We start from the raw sequence: 16,706 nt of genomic DNA, 5'->3' as shown, positions 1-16,706 counted from the left end.
GTCTTCACCACTCTAACCCCCAAATTATTTTTCTTCTAAATTAAATCTCTTTCTAAATCTCTCGACTCTTCCACCTGTATCTACAATCTTCTGCTGGCCTGTAAAGAAGGGATGGCATTTGGAACATATTTCTACTCTAATTTCTTTCTTTGTAGAACCTGTTATAAAAGTATTTCCACATGCACACCTTACAACCGCATCATGATAATAGGTAGGATGTATATTCGGTTTCACAGCTTTCACCTCTTTCAACCAAAACTCATACGGAGAAATTATAACACAAGTTATACACAATATCAAGATTTATATAATTGTGCCCTTATCATATTTATAAACTCCGCATTAGATTTAGTTCGTATTAATTTTTCAATTAACATCTCTGTAACCTCTGCAGGCGGTAAATTTGACATAGCTTTCCTTAATATCCACATGGCCTCCAATTCTTCTTTTGTAAGCAGCAATTCTTCTTTTCTTGTACCCGATTTGTATATATCAATAGCAGGGAATATCCTTCTTTCTTGTAATTTTCTGTCAAGATGAAGTTCCATATTGCCTGTTCCTTTAAATTCTTCAAATATAACTTCATCCATACGGCTTCCCGTTTCAATCAAAGCAGTAGCAAGGATAGTTAAACTTCCACCCTCTTCTATATTTCTGGCTGCTCCAAAAAATCTTTTCGGAGGATGTAATGCAGAAGGGTCAATGCCACCAGAAAGAGTTCTTCCTGAAGGAGGTGTAATAAGGTTATAAGCTCTTGCCAGCCTGGTAATACTATCTAAAAGAATTACCACATCCTTTTTATACTCCACAAGTCTTTTAGCGTGCTCTAATACCATTTCAGCCACTTTAGTATGGTGTTCTGGGAGTTCATCAAAAGTAGAATATACTACTTCTCCTTTTATAGAACGTTTCATGTCAGTTACTTCTTCAGGGCGTTCATCAATTAAAAGCACAATGAGAATAACTTCTGGATGGTTTTGTGAAATGCTATTGGCAATTTGCTTAAGTAAAGTGGTTTTTCCTGCTTTTGGCGGTGCAACAATCATACCCCTTTGCCCTTTACCTATAGGAGCAATGATATCTACCAATCTCATGGAAAATTCTGTAGGTGAAGTCTCTAATCTCAATTTTTCATTTGGGAAAATAGGAGTTAATTCATCAAAGGGAATCCTTTTTTTGGCATTTTCGGGATCTTCACCATTTATAGATTCCACATAAAGAATTGCAGAATATTTTTCCCCTTCTCTAGGAATCCTTGTAATACCTCTTACTTTGTCGCCAACTTTTAAGCCAAAGCGCCTTATTTGCGATTGAGAAATATATATATCTTTGGGTCCTTGGACAAAGTTTTCCACTCTTAAAAATCCGTAACCATCTGGCAAAATATCAAGAATGCCTTCTGCCACTACATCTCCTTGTGTCTGTATAAGTTCTTTCAACGGATCGGAAAGTTCTTTAGCAATTGGCAAGTTCCCTTTTGAAGAAGTTGATTGAGCTTGTAAACCATTTGCGCTATTTTCAGTAACAATAGACTTTGCATAACCATTTTTCGATATGTTAGAATTAGTATTTGAAGTATCATCTGTACTTTTCTCTATCGTACTTTCTTGTAATCCTTCTGTTTGCCCTTCATTTAAACCTTCCTCTTTTTTGTTATCCTCTTGAATTAAATTTTCTCCATTTAATTTACTAGCTTTTTCCAAAATTTTTTCTCTCAGTTCTTGTTTTCTGTATTTCGTAATACTTTTAATGCCTAGCTCTTTTGCAATTTCTCTTAGTTCCATCAAACTCAAATTTTCCAAAGTATTAATATCAAAACGCAAAGGTACACCTCCCAAAAGTAGAATTTTAACAAACTAAGTCCTCATTACCTCATTTTTAAAAAAGTATAAGAGGGAACTTACCTGGAGGATAAAAATGAGAATTTCTGCACAACACACTTCTCGCAAAGGATACTATTAAAAAGCACAAAAAGAAAATGCTAAAAGAAATGAATACGTATAATCTTACTCTATTTTATTTATATTTTTTTGGAATGTCAAGTAGTTATTTTCAGTCCCAAAATTTATAATTGACAATTTATAGAAAATTTATACATAAAATATAAAAAGCGGGTGAAACCCCGCTTTAACTTATGCTTTTCCTGCTGCTCCAAATAAAATCATCTTTTGTTTAATTACTTCTTTCATCGCATCTTTGCAAGGACCTAAAATTTTTCTTGGGTCGTATACTTCTCTATCTTTTTCTAACAAATCTCTTAGCCTTCGTGCAAAAGCTTGTCTTATATCTGTATCTATGTTTATCTTATTTATGCCAAGGCTTACAGCTTTTTTTATAGCCTCTTCAGGAACTCCTGAAGCTCCATGTAAAACTAAAGGAATATTGAGCATTTCTTTTATCTTTTTAAGTCTATCAAAGTCCAGCTTAGGTTCCCCTTTGTAAGGTCCATGAGCCGTCCCGATAGCTATAGCTAAATAATCTACTCCTGTTTCTTTTGCGAATTTTAAAGCTTCTTCTGGATCTGTCATGGCCGCTTCTCTTTCATCTACTGTGATATTATCCTCCGTACCACCGATTTTTCCGATTTCAGCTTCAACAGAAACTCCCATTCCGTGAGCAATTTGCACCACAGTTTTCGTCACTTTTATATTTTCTTCGAGAGGCAATTTAGAAGCATCCATCATTACAGAAGTCCAGCCATTTCTCAAGCATTTCATGACTGTATTGAAATCTGTACCATGGTCAAGGTGTAGAGCAATTGGAACTGATGCCTTTTCAGCCATTGTCCTGACGATCGCAGAAATCGTCTCAATACCAGCGTATTTCAATCCTCCCTCACTAACTTGTATTATAACTGGTGATTTAGTTTCTTCTGCCGCCTCCACAATGGCTTGGGTAATCTCTAAATTACTGGTGTTAAAAGCTCCAACTGCATATCCTTCTTTGTGGGCTTTTTCTAATATCTCTATACCTGTTACTAACATTGCCAACAACTCCTTTATTATAACTGGTTTTCAAAATACTACCTATATTATGTAACTTTTCTCTTTCATTATAACATTTGTTTAAAGTTAGCTCAAGGAAATTATAAAAAAAGGTACAAACGTACCTTTTTACACAGCCATTTCTTGCCTTAGATTATCATAAACTAAATTTTTTAGCGCTGTTATGTCAAAAGGTTTAGATATAAAAGGAAATTCCGTAAAAGGCTCTTGTGGCTCTTCCGCTGACATTATAATACTCTTCATATTGGGATAAATTTTTTTAATCTTTCTGATAATTTTTAACATATCGCTTGCCATGTGTAAATCAAACAAGCCTATATCAGGTCTAAATTTTTCTATCTCTTTGTCAAAATGGCTAATATCACTGTAAGTTCTCACTTCATGTCCATCCATCGTGAAAATTTCTTCTATTAAATTACAGATTCCCTTATTATCATCTAAAACTAAAATTCTACTCATTTTATGCCACCTTTTACACCCATAAATCTTTCTTTAGCACACACAATAATTAATATTCTACAAAAAAATAAATATTCCTCTTTTTAAATTAAAAATTTATTAAAAAATTTATGAATTAGTTTCCCCACTTACTTTAAATTCCTGTCTATCTCCTTCCATATTTCTCATCAAATTCCTCTTTTAATATGCTCATTATATACTCGTCGTAATATTTGCCATCTCTAAAAAGTCTCTGCCTCAACACACCTTATATCTCCTGTCCTACAAGCAGTTTAGCATATCCTAGGAAGCAGTTCCCCTATAGGTCTATCTATAATTCTCGAAGTTCCATAAACTGTATTGATTGTGACAAGTTTTGAATCATTCACTTCACCTATTATCGCTGCATTTTTTCCATATTTGTCTGATTTCATGATTTCTAGAGCTTCCTCCGCATATTTCCTGTCAACAACCGCAATTAACTTTCCTTCATTTGCTAAGTGCAAAAAGTCAAATCCCATCAAATCACAAGCAGATTTTACACTTTCTTTTACAGGCAACTTATCTTCGTATATTTTAATACCAACACCACTCATTTTTGATATCTCATAAAGAACTTCCGCAACGCCACCTCTTGTAGGGTCCCGCAATACCTTAACGGCTTTCCCCAAAGTCATGAGCTTTTCTATCAACTTGTTAAGAGGTGAAACGTCCGACAAAATAGGAGGGTCAAATTGCAATTCCTCTCTCGCACTCATAATAGCCATCCCGTGGTCTCCTATTGTTCCAGAAATTAACACTACATCTCCAGGTCTGGCATTTTTAATTGACACATCTACATTTTCATACACTACACCTATACCAGAAGTGTTTATAAATACCCCGTCAATTCCACCCTTTTCTACTACCTTTGTATCCCCTGCAACTATTTTCACACCTGCTTCTTCTGCTGCTTCAGCCATAGATTTTACTATTCTCTTCAAATCCTCAATAGGATAACCTTCCTCTATTATAAAAGCTGAAGTCAAATATAAAGGCTTTGCTCCTCTCATAGAGGCATCATTCACTGTACCACACACTGCAAGCCGCCCTATGTCTCCGCCGGGAAAGAAAATAGGTTTTACTGTAAAGCTATCAGTAGTAATGGCAATGTTTCCAAAGAGCAATGCTGCATCTTCCATTGCATTTATATGCTCATTGTCAAAGGCTTTGGCAAAAACTTCTTCAATTAATCTTTCCATCATTGTTCCGCCGCCGCCATGGGATAGCAAAACTTTGTCCATCCTTTTATCATCCTTTCATTAAGCACCGTACTTATAGAAAGCCGCACAAGAGCCTTCTGAAGAAACCATACATGGTCCCGCAGGATTTTCTGGAGTACATACTCTTCCAAAAAGAGGACATTCATTAGGATATATATTCCCTTTTAAAACATCGCCACATCTGCAACCTTTTATCTCGATTTCTTCTCCAATCGGTCTTATATCAAATTTTAACGCTGCATCAAAGTCCTTATACTTATCTCTTATCTTAAGTCCTGAACCTTTAATCTCTCCAAGACCTCTCCAAGTGCTGTCACAAGGTTCAAAAATCTCCTCAATTATTTTTTGTGCTTCAAGATTTCCTTCTTTTCTTACCACTCTTTTATACTGAATTTCAATAGCAGGATTTTTATAATTTTTAAGAAGCATTATAATGCTCATCAGAATATCCATTGCTTCAAAGCCAGAAATTACACCACCAACTCCAAATTCTTTAGGAATAAACTCATATATCTTGCTTCCAGTTATTGCACTCACATGTCCTGGAAGTAAAAAACCTTGTACGTTTGAACCTCCTTCAAGAAGTGCTCTTAAAGCTTCAGGCATTGTCTTATGAAGGCAGTATACACTGTAATTTTTTATATTTTTCTCCTTCGCCTCCTTTATAGTAACAGCAACAGTCGGAACAGTTGTTTCAAATCCTATTCCTATAAAAACTACCTCTTTGCTCGGATTTCCCTCAGCGTATTTTAAAGCATCAAGAGGTGAATAAAACACTTTTACCTCTTTGCCTGCTGCTCTCTCTAACTGCAATGATGACTTGCTACCTGGCACCCTTATAAGGTCCCCGAAAGTAGCAATTACAACATTTCTATTAGCAAGTTCTACTACACTATCTATTTCGTTCTGCGCTGTCACGCACACAGGACATCCTGGGCCTGATATAAGCCTTATATTTTTAGGCAAAAGCTGTCTTAATCCAAATTTTGAGATAGCCATTGTATGGGAACCACATACCTCCATGATATTAAAAGGACCACCCGGATTTAACGCTTCAATTGCTCTTTTTGCCTTTTCAATCATTTCTGTCTGCTGCATCATTTAAAACCTCCATAAGCTCTTCCCAAAGCTCCCTTTCCATCTCCGCTTCTTCTTTATCCACAATGCTTATAGCAAGACCTGCATGAACCATTACATAATCTCCCACTTTGACCTCTGGCACCATCTCTATTGATACCTTTCTGATGACACCGCCTAACTCTGTCTCTGCAACTTTACCTTCAATTTTTATCACTTTTGATGGAACTGCAATGCACATTTTTATCCCTCCAACTTTTTATTCGCAATAACAGCCTGACCTAAGGAAATCCCTCCATCATTGCAGGGAACTTTACTATTAGAAAAGGCTTCAAACCCTGAAGCAGTAAGCTTAGCCAGTAGTTTTTTTAATAAATACCTGTTTTGGAAACTTCCACCGCTTAATACTACTTTATTTATACCAAATTCCTTTCTCAACTCCAATGCCAAATAGTGTGTAAACTCTACAATAGAATTGTGAAATTTCGTCGCAATTATTTTTCTGTTAATTCCCTTTTTATAATCTTCATAGAGTTGGTGCAATATTACTTCTGGATTTATTATATATTCCCTATCTCGATAAACTTCAAAATCATAAAAATCATCATTCTCAACTATTAAGCTTTCTAATTCCATTGCACCCTGTCCTTCAAAAAGTACTTGGTCTCTCAGGCCAAGTAAAGAAGCTGCCGCATCAAAAAACCTTCCCATACTAGACACATAAGGTGTATTAATCTTTCTCTCAATTTGCTTTAAAATTATATCAATCTCTTTAGAATCAAATTTTTCTACAAAATCTTTATAAAAATTTATATCCTTTGAAATAAACCCCAAAGCTGTTCTGTATATCTTTTTTATTGCCAGTTCACCGCCGGGAAGCGGTTTATATTCTAAATGCCCTACTCTTAAAAAATCCTTTAAATCGCATATCAAAAATTCGGCACCCCATATGTTGCCGTCTGTGCCATATCCAGTCCCATCATAAGCTATTCCTATAACTTTTTCCTCAAGATTGTACTCAGCCATACAGCTGACAATATGGGCATGATGGTGTTGGACCTCAACTCGGGGCAAGTCACATGACAAGGCGTACTGAGTAGAAAGATAACCTTTATGCATGTCATGAGCTATTACCTCAGGATTTACTCTAAAAAGCCTCTTATACCTTTCTATTTGCTCTTTATAATATTCAAAAGTCTTTTCATTGTCCAAATCTCCTATGTGATGGCTTATAAAAGCATATTGACCGCGAGTCATGCAAAAGGTATTTTTGTAAAAGCCACCAACCGCCAGTACATTTACTTTGGCATCTTTTTTCAATAAAATTGGCTGAGGAGCATATCCCCTCGCCCTTCTTATAATCCTCTCAGCACCTCCATTAAAAGAAGTAACTGAATCATCTATTCTATTGACTATGTCTCTATTATTTAAAAGAAAAGCATCAGCTATATCCTTTAATTTTTCTAAAGCCTCTTCATTGTCTTTGCAAATAGGCTCTTCACTAACATTTCCACTTGTCATCACAATAGGAAAATCAATTTGATCCATTAAAAGATAATGAATTGGAGCGTATGGAAGCATTACTCCTAAAGTATCTAAGCCATCAGCAACGCCTTTCGCAAGTTTTTCTCCTTTTTTCTTCAAAAGCACAATCGGCCTTCTCTGGCTTAGAAGAAGCTTTTTTTCTTCATCACTTACAAAACAATACTTTTCTACTTGATTTATGTCTTTCATCATAACAGCAAAAGGCTTTCCATATCTTTTTTTCGGCTTCTCAAAGTAAAAACAGCCTCATCACTTAAGGCATTTACTGCTAAATGAAAGCCTCCGATTCCCTTAATAGCTACAATTTTACCTCTTTTGAGAGCATCAGCAACACACTTTATTTCATCCTCTTCGCAATTTCCTCCTACAAATTCCAATTTGGGTCCACAGTCAAAACAAGCAACTGGCTGTGCATGAAATCTTCTGTCATGAGGGTCGTTGTACTCTTTTTCACATTTTTCACACATAGGAAATACCTTCATAGAAGTCTTAGGCCTGTCATAGGGAATATCCTCTATTATAGAAAATCTAGGGCCACAATTAGTGCAATTTATAAAAGGATATTTGTACCTCCTGTCATTTGGGTCATTCATTTCTCTCAAGCAGTCCTCGCAAACTCCCATGTCAGGAGATACAGGTACAAATCCATCATTTTCTTGACTGGATATAATTTTGAAATCCTCATAATTCTTAATTTCTAAATCTTTCACTTTTATTTCATCTATGACGGCAAGTGGAGGAGGATTATCTTTCAGTTCCTTTATAAAACTATTTATATCCCCCTCTTCCCCCTCCACTTCTATATAAACTCCCGAAGAGGTATTATAGACTATACCCCTTAAATTATATTTTTGTGCAGTTGTAAATACAAAAGGGCGAAAACCTACGCCCTGTACAATACCAAATATATCTATTTGTTTTGCCTGAATTTTTGATACTCTTCTTCTAACCATTTTGCAAACTCACCAAATCCTTCTCCAGTCCTTGCAGAAACTTCAAAAATTGGTGCATCCGGATTTAAAGCCCTTATCCCATCATAGAAGAATTTCTTATCAAATTCAAAATAAGGAAGCATGTCAATTTTATTCAAAACTACAGCTTTCGCTTTAGTAAAAAGTGCTGGATATTTATAAGGTTTATCATCACCTTCTGGAACGTTAGCCATTGCCAATTTGAAGTCTTCGCCTAATTCAAATTCTGACGGACATATAAGGTTACCCACATTCTCAATAAACACTATGCCATTGTCAAAAGATAAACTCTGAAGCGCTCTGTTTACTGAGCCAGCATTTAAATGACAAGAGCCTCCTGTATTTATTTGAACGACAGGAATTTTTTTCTCCGCCATCTTTTTAGCGTCAATGTCTGAAGTGACATCTCCTTCAATAACACCACAAGGTACTTTGAGATGTTCTATTGCTCTTAAGATAAAGCTGGTTTTCCCTGCTCCTGGTGAACCTATTATGTTCACCATCAAAATATTTCGCTCATCTTTTATAGCTTTGTTCTCACTGGCAACATTGTTGTTTGCCTCGAGAACATCTCTAATAATTACAATTATTTCCTCCATACTACTCCACCTCTATACTTTCTATATAAAATTCTTTTCCCTTGTCCACTAATACCCCTGTTGCACCGCATACAGGGCAATTAAAAGTAAAATTTGTACGTTCAAAAATATTGCCACACTGTCTGCATTTAAATTGTGCCTTTATCATTTTAAATACTAATTCAGCTCCCTCTGCCACTGTGTTTTCAGAAAGTACATCAAAGTAAAACCGTATGCTTTCACTTTCAAGTCCTGTAAGCTCTCCTATCACAACAGTGACTTTTGTAACTTTTTTTACATTTCTTTTTTGTGCTTCTTCTAGCAAGATGTCTACCAAACTTTGAGTTACAGATAATTCATGCACTTTTATGCCCCTTCCTTTTTATCCTTATTAGGAGGGTTTTGTACCTCTTTTTTCTGCACTATTTCATACTTTTCATTAGAAATAGGTCTATATTCTTTTGCCATAGTCAAAGACTTTGTAGGACAACTTTCAACACATACACCACAAATTATGCACTCAAAGGGTTGAAAAGCCCACGTACCCTCTTTTCTGTTAACCTGTATGCAATTGGAAGGACAAACTCTTTGGCATATACCACATAAAATGCATTTGTCTATATCATTCTCTATATGTCCTCTTGCTTTTTCAAAGGGCTCTCGCTTTTCAAAAGGGTACTTCCTTGTAACAGGTTTGTGGGTAAGATTGCTGACAACATTTTTGAGCATATCTAACACCTATACCACCTACCTTTCAGTACAACTTATACAAGGGTCAATAGTTAACACTAACACTGGCACATCTGCAAGAGTACTGCCTGGCAGCATGTGCAAAAGGGATGCCAAATTCGCAAAGGTAGGAGTTCTTATTCTAAGTCTATCTAAGTTCTTGCCTCCACTAGATTTAATGTAATAAAACACCTCTCCTCTTGGCTGTTCTACCCTTGTTATAACTTCTCCAGCAGGTAGATTTGGTTTTACTTTTACATTTATTTCACCTTCTGGCATTTTATTTAGAGCCTGTCTCACAAGGTCTATGGACTGGAACATCTCTCTAACTCTAACAATCGTCCTCGCATAGGTATCTCCGTCAGTCTCTACAACTGGCTCAAAGTCTAAATTTCCATAAGCTGCATATCCTGTCGTTCTCATATCTATAGGAACACCACTTCCTCGTAATGTAGGCCCTACTGCTCCAAACATATAAGCATCTTCTTTAGAAAGTACACCAATTCCTACTGTCCTTTGCTTAATTGTATAATTGTTTTTTACTATTTTTTCTAATTCCTTTAACCCTTCTTCAACTTCCTTAAGTTCATTTAAGAGCCATTTTGCTTGTTCAGTGTCTATATCTCTTCTCACACCACCAACGATGTTTACAGAGATAATAACCCTGTTCCCTGCAGTAGCCTCAAGTATATCCATAATTTTCTCTCTTATTCTCCAAGACAACATAAAGAGATTTTCAAAGCCAAAAGCATCTGCTAAAAGACCAAACCAAAGTAAATGGCTGTGGATTCTGTGAAGTTCAGCCCAAACAACTCTCAAATATTTTGCTCTCTCTGGTACATCAATGCCAATCAATTCTTCTACTGCTTGGCAGTACGCCTGACCATGCATTGCACTGCAAATACCGCAAATATGATCAACAACATAGACCATTTGATTAAAATCTTTTCTCTGAACTAACATTTCAAGTCCTCTGTGAACAAATCCAAAAGAAGGATATGCTTCTACCACTTTTTCATCTTCAACAACAAGTTTTAGATGTATAGGTTCTGGCAAAACTGGGTGTTGTGGCCCAAACGGTATAGTACTTTTGTCACTCATTCTTATCACCTTTATCCCTTCTCATAATTTCTATACTCGCTTGCGGAGATATAGGAGCGTATTCTCCTAAAAATAATAATCCTTCAAAATCTATAGCCAAGTTTTTAAACTTGACGCCAAACAACTCTTGTATCTCATTTTCTACTAAAAGTGCAGCAAAGTATATTTTTGAAATGCTAGGCACTTCTTCTGCAGGATTTACATATACGTGGAAATTCTCCAATTCATATTCTCTTTCAAAAGTATAAATTATTTTGAATTTACCATCTTCTTCAAGGCATGTTTCTGTAACAAATCTATAACCATTGTCATAATAGTATTTTGCTTCTTTTTCAATCTCATCAACTTTTACTTCTCTACTGTTAATCATTTTAACACCTCTTCAGCTTTTCCCATTTTCTCATATTTTTCTTTTAAAATTTCCGCAGCTTTATACAATCCATCTATTATTGCCTCCGGTTTTGCAGGACAGCCTGGCACATAGACATCTACGGGAATCACCTTATCAATACCGCCTAGCACATTATAAGCCTCTCTGAAAATGCCTCCTGTAGCAGCACAAACTCCAACAGCTACTACCACTTTAGGTTCAGGCATTTGGTCATATATATTTTTCAAGACCTCTTTATTTTTGTGGTTTACAGTGCCTGTAACTACTAAAATATCCGCATGTTTTGGATTTCCTACATTTACCATTCCAAACCTCTCCATGTCATAGAGCGGAGTCATACAAGCTAAGATTTCAATATCACAACCATTACAACTGCTGCAGTTGTAATGCAAAACCCACGGTGACTTTTTAAAAGATTTTTCTACAAATTCTTTTAAACCCATACCAATCATCTCCTAAAATATATATAAGCTATATTCACAATTGTAAATAGAATACTTATACTCCAGCTAAAAGCTAACATCCATTTTACTGTCATTCTTGCTGTTATATTATCTATAACTATATCCACAAAGAATGCCGCCAAAGCAATAAGAGCACCTATTACAAGATTTTGAGACCATAATATAGCAATCATAGCTAATATCAAAACCAACTCATACCAATCAGCAATATGAATCAAAGCAAGGTAAGGACCTGAATAGTCCGTCAAAATGCCTCGTACCAACTCTTGATGAGCGTGTTCTGAAGCTGATAAGTCAAAAGGTGATTTCTTTAACTTGATTGTCAAAACCAAGCCCAAAAGTATAAACATCAAAGGCAAATCTAAAAGCAATTTGCCATGGGTCATTATTTGAGCTAAATTAAAGCTTCCGGTCACATTGTAGACTGCTATAGCAAAAAATATCAACATCGGTTCATATGCTAACATCTGCATAAGCTCTCTTTGAGCCCCAACTTGGCTGTAAGGAGATTTTGTTGAAAGAGCTCCCGCTATATAGAACACAAGTCCTACAGACATTATAAACAAAATCATCAAAAGGTCTGCTTTTATAGCAAAAAGCCCCACAGAAAGAATCGCTGATAAAAGATACATATAGGCAGAAAACACTTGAAAGTCATTTACTAATAGTCTTTGCTTGTATAAAAGTTTTATTACATCGTAAAAAGGCTGCCAGATGGGAGGCCCATATCTTCCTTGTATAAATGCTGTTAGTTTTCTGTCAATCCCTGATAAAAAACCGCCGATTAAAGGAGCTAAAATCACTGCAACAACAAATATCCCAATTTCTTTTATCATAGGATAGCACCTCCCAGAATCACAGCAATTAAAGCAACAGAAATATAATTAAAATATTTTGTCAATATCCCTTCAGTTGCAAAAGTCGTGAGATAGTAGTTTTTTACATCATACCCATCCTCTTCTACATAAGTAAGTCCTGCTGTATAAGGAGTAGTTTTTACAGCAACTCGTGTAGATTTTCTTATGGAAATTAGTGATAACACTATCGCTATACCAATTGTTATGAAAATAGGATAAATGGTAAATCCTCCGTTTGAAGTATATAAATAGCCTTTAACAGCTTTGAGAGCCACATCCATTTTCATATTCAATATTTGAGGCATTACTAACATATTATATAAAGTTGAAATTGCAAAACTTAATACAATAGCTATAGCTGTTAAGCTGTAGAGAGAAACACCAATTGTGGTATTCATATGCTCCTCTGAGCGCTTACTAAAATACGTTCCCGATAAAAGATTTCCTATCCATCTGGTGTAATAAAGTACTGTCAAAGCACTTCCTATCGCTAATATGACAGAGATCCATATTTGATTAGCTGCTACTTCTATTATAAGCCATTTAGATACAAGCATTCCAAAGGGTGCTGCCATAAGAGTTAAAATTCCTATAAAAGTTATTGCCGCTGTTACAGGCATCCTATTTACCAAACCCTTCATATCTTCAATATCTCTACTTCCAATATGTTGCTCTATCGTTCCAACGCACAAGAACAACAAAGCTTTAGACACTGCATGGAATATCAAAAGCAATATAGCTGCAGCAATAGCACTTGAAGTATTAATTCCAATGCTTGCTATCATAAGCCCTAAATTTGATACAGTAGAATATGCCAGTATCCTCTTGGCATTGCTTTGACTTATAGCAAGGAAAGCTGTAGCTAGAAAAGTAAACGCACCGTATATCGCTATAAAGTCGCTTAACAATGTACTCCTAAAAAGCGGTGAAAATCTCAATAAAACGTATATACCTGCTTTAACCATTGTACTGGAGTGCAAAAGCGCAGAAACCGGCGTGGGAGCCACCATTGCCCCAAGAAGCCAACTCTGGAAGGGCAGTTGCGCAGATTTTGTAAAAGCTGCAAATGCTATAAAGAACATTGGCAAAAGTATATACGCAGTATCTTTTATGCTTAATACATCAACTAAAGATATAGTGTTGTAGTTAGTGTAAATAAATATTATCCCCAGTAAAAGTGCAAAACCACCCATCATGTTAATCCATAAAGCTCTTGCTGCATTTCTAATAGCTTCTTCTGTTTGGTCATGGCTTATCAGCATGAAGGAACTTAATGTAGTTACTTCCCAGAAGAAATACATCCACATCAAATTATTAGAAAATACTACTCCATTCATTGCCCCTAGGAATATAAGTATAATAGCAAAAAATCTCGGCTGTCTTGTGGGTGATACATGTTTCTCTTCTTCATGATGGTCCATGTATCCAAAGGCATAAAGAGCTATTAGAGAACCAACAATTGATATAATCAAGTTCATTATAATAGACAGTTCATCTACTAAAAACATTGCAACTTCGTGTTCCTTTAACATAAAAAACTCAAAGTATATTAAAGGAACAAGTTGTAATACTGCAAAAAAAGTCGCTCTCCATTCTTTAATTTTAAAAGAAATATAAAGAACATAAAGCAAAAGAGCAAAGTCCCCTATCTTGATGGCCACATCCATACCATTGTAATAAGCCGGGGAATTAAAAATATCAGGTACTTTTAAGGTCGCCAACATAATTAAAGATAGTAAAACGATTACACCTAAAGATGCAGCAATAAAAGCCTTTCTAATAGAAGATTGCCTCAAAAAAAGAACAATAATACCCGCTATAATAGGAAATATAATGCTTAGCAGTAATAAATTTGACTGCATAAAAACACCTCTCTTAAAAATTTAACTAACTGCAACTTACATATTGTATACAGAATCCTAATTAATTGATAAACCTTCTACAATGATTATACGGTTTCATGTGTATAAAGTCAATAACAATAGATAATATTTATCATGAAATAATGATAATTTTTTCTGTTATTATTTTAACAAATTAGGCTTCTTCCTTTCTTAACTGTCTTTTAAATCTCCACTTATTAGAATTCATAATACTCTTATTTTTTCTTATGATTCGTTTTATTTTTATCATATAAAAGAAGCGCCTTTTATCAGACGCTTCTTTTATGCAAATCAAGCTATAGCAACTTCCTTTTCACCTATCAGTTCTCTTAGTTTCTCTCCTGATATAGTTTCTTCTTTTCTTAAAATATCTGCAATCGCTTTTAATACTTCCAGTTTTCCCTCTAAAATTTCTTTTACTTTTCCTTCTTGGACCTGAATAATTTTATTTACTTCCTCATTGACCTTTTCCTTAGGAACATCTTCCTTACTTACTATCCCTAAATCGGACAATCCAGTGTATACCATCTTCTTTGCAATATCAACCGCCTGTTCAAAGTCATTAGCAGAACCAGTACTTCTATTGCCCAAAACCAAAAGCTCAGCTACTGTACCGCCTAAAGCCACCATTATATCTTTTTCCAACTGTTCTTTTGTATAAATGAGCATGTCTTCTTTGTCTGTCTGCCTCACAAATCCAAGTGCTTTACCTCTTGGTACAATTGTCACAGTCGCAACAGAACCTGGATTTACTGTTTCGCTTATTATAGCATGTCCCGATTCATGAACAGAAACTCTAAATATTTCTTCTTCTGTAGGTTTTCTATCACTTTTTTCTCCCAATATAACTTTATCTACAGCCTCTTTAAAATGCTTTTGTAAAATAACTTCTGAATTATCTCGCATAGCAAGAATTGCTGCCTCATTGCAAAGGCTCTCTAAATGAGCTCCAGAAAAACCAAAAGTATCTTCAGCTATTTCTTCAAGATTAACATCTCCCCCCAAAGGCTTATTCTTTGTATGAATTTTTAAAATCTGCAGCCTTCCACTTTTATCAGGCAAGTCCACAACTACTTGCCTGTCAAATCTGCCAGGTCGCAAAAGAGCAGGATCTAATAAATCTGGCCTGTTTGTTGCAGCAATTACTAAAATATTTATTTCTCCATCGCTTTTAATCCCATCCATTTCCACTAGCAATTGATTAAGGGTTTGGTCGTATTCATGATGGCTTTCATTAGTTCCTCTTTTAGCACCTAATATGTCAATTTCATCAATAAATATTATTGCACTGTTTTTGCCTTCTTTTCTAGCAAGATTTTTTGCTGTTTCAAAAAGATTTCTAACTCTTTGAGCACCTACTCCTGCATACATTTCTATAAATTCACTACCTGAAGTAGCTATAAAGCTGGAATTTGTATATTTTGCAGCTGCTTTAGCTAATAAAGTCTTACCAGTTCCAGGAGGTCCTGTCAGTAATATGCCCTTGATAGGCCGTATACCCATTTTAGATATTTTCTCCCTATTTATTACAAAATCCAAGGCTTCTTTTAACTCAGAAATAGCAGTATTTTGTCCTCCAATATCTTCAAAGGATATTTCCGATTCGGGTTTTATAATATTTTTGCTCCCTGGTATTAACCCTTTATTTTCCATAATATAATTAAAAAGCAAAAAAGCACCTGCCAGAAAGAGTAAAGGAGTAACATTTATACCAAGAAAAGCTGCAAATATAGCAAACGCGATAGTTATTCCCAGTAAAATTTCTTTGACCATCTAGCTTTCCCCCTTGTAAGCCTCACGCGGTATTATTTTATATAAATAATGAGAACCATCTCTTAAATCTAAATAGATGTTTTGCTTATCAATATATACATAAGATATTACATTATTTTTACTTGAAATCTCTTTTATTGTATCATACATCTTCATATAATCGCCTTTTTGTATGCCTTCGTAAATTGAAAACTGACAGTTATAATAAACATTATTTAACTTCTCATTAGGATTGTCAATAAGTAAAATATTTATTTTAACAGGATATTTATTTACCTTATTTTCTATTTCTTTATAAGTTTCCATTAAATTTTCTACTTCTCCTAATCTAACTTTTATAGTATATCCATTGGTATCAGTTGAAATTGTTGCCATTTTAACAAATTTAACTGTACTTACATCTTTTGAAATCTTATCGGGCAGAATTTTATTTTGATACAATTGAAAGCTGGCAAATAAAAATCCAAAAACTACCACAAAAGTTATCAAAACAATCTGCCATTTTATCCCCTTGAGCAAAACTCTCACTCCTTGTCTATGATATACTTTATTATATCATAGAATATATATCGAGTACAATATTAAAAATTTTGTTTTCTCTCTTATAAGGAATATAATTAATTTATAGAAAA

17 protein-coding genes and 1 pseudogene are annotated in these 16,706 nt (G+C 35.0%); all 18 read right to left on the bottom strand.

What is annotated here, in order from left to right:
- Positions 1-24: 24 nt before the first annotated feature.
- Positions 25-234, bottom strand: coding sequence for a 50S ribosomal protein L31 (gene rpmE, locus THESIDRAFT1_RS06805; RefSeq protein WP_003867319.1), 210 nt, complete (start codon positions 232-234; stop codon positions 25-27).
- Between the two features lie 62 nt (positions 235-296).
- Complete coding sequence (gene rho / locus THESIDRAFT1_RS06800) at positions 297-1,823, bottom strand: transcription termination factor Rho (RefSeq protein WP_006569910.1); 1,527 nt, start codon at positions 1,821-1,823, stop codon at positions 297-299.
- 309 nt (positions 1,824-2,132) lie between these two features.
- On the bottom strand, positions 2,133-2,984 hold the full coding sequence (locus tag THESIDRAFT1_RS06795) for a class II fructose-1,6-bisphosphate aldolase (RefSeq protein WP_003868951.1): 852 nt from the start codon (positions 2,982-2,984) through the stop codon (positions 2,133-2,135).
- Between the two features lie 129 nt (positions 2,985-3,113).
- A complete protein-coding gene (locus THESIDRAFT1_RS06790; protein ID WP_003868949.1) occupies positions 3,114-3,464 on the bottom strand; it encodes a response regulator in 351 nt (116 codons plus the stop codon).
- A gap of 272 nt (positions 3,465-3,736) precedes the next feature.
- Complete coding sequence (hypE, locus tag THESIDRAFT1_RS06785) at positions 3,737-4,726, bottom strand: hydrogenase expression/formation protein HypE (protein WP_006569909.1); 990 nt, start codon at positions 4,724-4,726, stop codon at positions 3,737-3,739.
- Between the two features lie 18 nt (positions 4,727-4,744).
- Positions 4,745-5,806 carry a hydrogenase formation protein HypD gene (gene hypD / locus THESIDRAFT1_RS06780; protein ID WP_006569908.1) on the bottom strand — a complete coding sequence of 354 codons (1,062 nt, stop codon included), beginning with the start codon at positions 5,804-5,806 and terminating at the stop codon, positions 4,745-4,747.
- On the bottom strand, positions 5,781-6,023 hold the full coding sequence (locus THESIDRAFT1_RS06775; RefSeq protein WP_004399982.1) for a HypC/HybG/HupF family hydrogenase formation chaperone: 243 nt from the start codon (positions 6,021-6,023) through the stop codon (positions 5,781-5,783). The genes hypD and THESIDRAFT1_RS06775 overlap by 26 nt, the downstream gene beginning before the upstream one ends.
- Positions 6,024-6,025: 2 nt before the next feature.
- Positions 6,026-8,280, bottom strand: a pseudogene (gene hypF, locus THESIDRAFT1_RS06770) (carbamoyltransferase HypF).
- On the bottom strand, positions 8,238-8,897 hold the full coding sequence (gene hypB / locus THESIDRAFT1_RS06765; RefSeq protein WP_006569906.1) for a hydrogenase nickel incorporation protein HypB: 660 nt from the start codon (positions 8,895-8,897) through the stop codon (positions 8,238-8,240). Before hypB ends, hypF begins: the two are co-directional and overlap by 43 nt.
- A 1-nt stretch (position 8,898) precedes the next feature.
- Positions 8,899-9,240: a hydrogenase maturation nickel metallochaperone HypA gene (hypA, locus tag THESIDRAFT1_RS06760; protein ID WP_004399985.1), complete on the bottom strand. Its 342-nt coding sequence runs from the start codon at positions 9,238-9,240 to the stop codon at positions 8,899-8,901.
- Positions 9,241-9,242: 2 nt separating this feature from the next.
- Positions 9,243-9,614: a 4Fe-4S binding protein gene (locus tag THESIDRAFT1_RS06755; RefSeq protein ID WP_004399986.1), complete on the bottom strand. Its 372-nt coding sequence runs from the start codon at positions 9,612-9,614 to the stop codon at positions 9,243-9,245.
- A 9-nt stretch (positions 9,615-9,623) separates the two neighbouring features.
- Positions 9,624-10,706 carry a hydrogenase large subunit gene (locus THESIDRAFT1_RS06750; protein WP_039929514.1) on the bottom strand — a complete coding sequence of 361 codons (1,083 nt, stop codon included), beginning with the start codon at positions 10,704-10,706 and terminating at the stop codon, positions 9,624-9,626.
- Positions 10,699-11,076 (bottom strand): NADH-quinone oxidoreductase subunit C, encoded by a 378-nt coding sequence (locus THESIDRAFT1_RS06745; protein WP_004399988.1) that lies wholly within the window; start codon positions 11,074-11,076, stop codon positions 10,699-10,701. The genes THESIDRAFT1_RS06750 and THESIDRAFT1_RS06745 overlap by 8 nt, the downstream gene beginning before the upstream one ends.
- Entirely contained in the window at positions 11,073-11,540 is a 468-nt protein-coding gene (locus tag THESIDRAFT1_RS06740) for an NADH-quinone oxidoreductase subunit B family protein (RefSeq protein WP_004399989.1), read from the bottom strand. Before THESIDRAFT1_RS06740 ends, THESIDRAFT1_RS06745 begins: the two co-directional genes overlap by 4 nt.
- 5 nt (positions 11,541-11,545) lie before the next feature.
- Positions 11,546-12,397 carry a respiratory chain complex I subunit 1 family protein gene (locus THESIDRAFT1_RS06735; protein WP_006569904.1) on the bottom strand — a complete coding sequence of 284 codons (852 nt, stop codon included), beginning with the start codon at positions 12,395-12,397 and terminating at the stop codon, positions 11,546-11,548.
- Positions 12,394-14,280, bottom strand: coding sequence for an NADH-quinone oxidoreductase subunit 5 family protein (locus THESIDRAFT1_RS06730; protein ID WP_006569903.1), 1,887 nt, complete (start codon positions 14,278-14,280; stop codon positions 12,394-12,396). Before THESIDRAFT1_RS06730 ends, THESIDRAFT1_RS06735 begins: the two co-directional genes overlap by 4 nt.
- Before the next feature lie 312 nt (positions 14,281-14,592).
- Positions 14,593-16,074, bottom strand: a complete 1,482-nt coding sequence (locus THESIDRAFT1_RS06725) for an AAA family ATPase (protein ID WP_006569902.1) — start codon at positions 16,072-16,074, stop codon at positions 14,593-14,595.
- Positions 16,075-16,593: a hypothetical protein gene (locus THESIDRAFT1_RS06720; RefSeq protein WP_006569901.1), complete on the bottom strand. Its 519-nt coding sequence runs from the start codon at positions 16,591-16,593 to the stop codon at positions 16,075-16,077.
- Positions 16,594-16,706: the final 113 nt, after the last annotated feature.

Origin of the sequence: Thermoanaerobacter siderophilus SR4 (assembly GCF_000262445.1) — a bacterium.
GTDB classification, from domain to species: Bacteria; Bacillota; Thermoanaerobacteria; order Thermoanaerobacterales; family Thermoanaerobacteraceae; genus Thermoanaerobacter; species Thermoanaerobacter ethanolicus.
This window is presented reverse-complemented; position numbering and strand designations above follow the sequence as displayed.

Bases quoted from the DNA above. Each gene is read 5' to 3' on its own strand.
- THESIDRAFT1_RS06740 (WP_004399989.1), bottom strand. From the start codon at position 11,540: ATGGGTTTAAAAGAATTTGTAGAAAAATCTTTTAAAAAGTCACCGTGG.
- THESIDRAFT1_RS06735 (WP_006569904.1), bottom strand. From the start codon at position 12,397: ATGATAAAAGAAATTGGGATATTTGTTGTTGCAGTGATTTTAGCTCCT.
- THESIDRAFT1_RS06795 (WP_003868951.1), bottom strand. From the start codon at position 2,984: ATGTTAGTAACAGGTATAGAGATATTAGAAAAAGCCCACAAAGAAGGA.
- THESIDRAFT1_RS06745 (WP_004399988.1), bottom strand. From the start codon at position 11,076: ATGATTAACAGTAGAGAAGTAAAAGTTGATGAGATTGAAAAAGAAGCA.
- THESIDRAFT1_RS06750 (WP_039929514.1), bottom strand. From the start codon at position 10,706: ATGAGTGACAAAAGTACTATACCGTTTGGGCCACAACACCCAGTTTTG.
- THESIDRAFT1_RS06775 (WP_004399982.1), bottom strand. From the start codon at position 6,023: ATGTGCATTGCAGTTCCATCAAAAGTGATAAAAATTGAAGGTAAAGTT.
- hypD (WP_006569908.1), bottom strand. From the start codon at position 5,806: ATGATGCAGCAGACAGAAATGATTGAAAAGGCAAAAAGAGCAATTGAA.
- THESIDRAFT1_RS06725 (WP_006569902.1), bottom strand. From the start codon at position 16,074: ATGGTCAAAGAAATTTTACTGGGAATAACTATCGCGTTTGCTATATTT.
- THESIDRAFT1_RS06790 (WP_003868949.1), bottom strand. From the start codon at position 3,464: ATGAGTAGAATTTTAGTTTTAGATGATAATAAGGGAATCTGTAATTTA.
- THESIDRAFT1_RS06730 (WP_006569903.1), bottom strand. From the start codon at position 14,280: ATGCAGTCAAATTTATTACTGCTAAGCATTATATTTCCTATTATAGCG.
- hypB (WP_006569906.1), bottom strand. From the start codon at position 8,897: ATGGAGGAAATAATTGTAATTATTAGAGATGTTCTCGAGGCAAACAAC.
- hypE (WP_006569909.1), bottom strand. From the start codon at position 4,726: ATGGACAAAGTTTTGCTATCCCATGGCGGCGGCGGAACAATGATGGAA.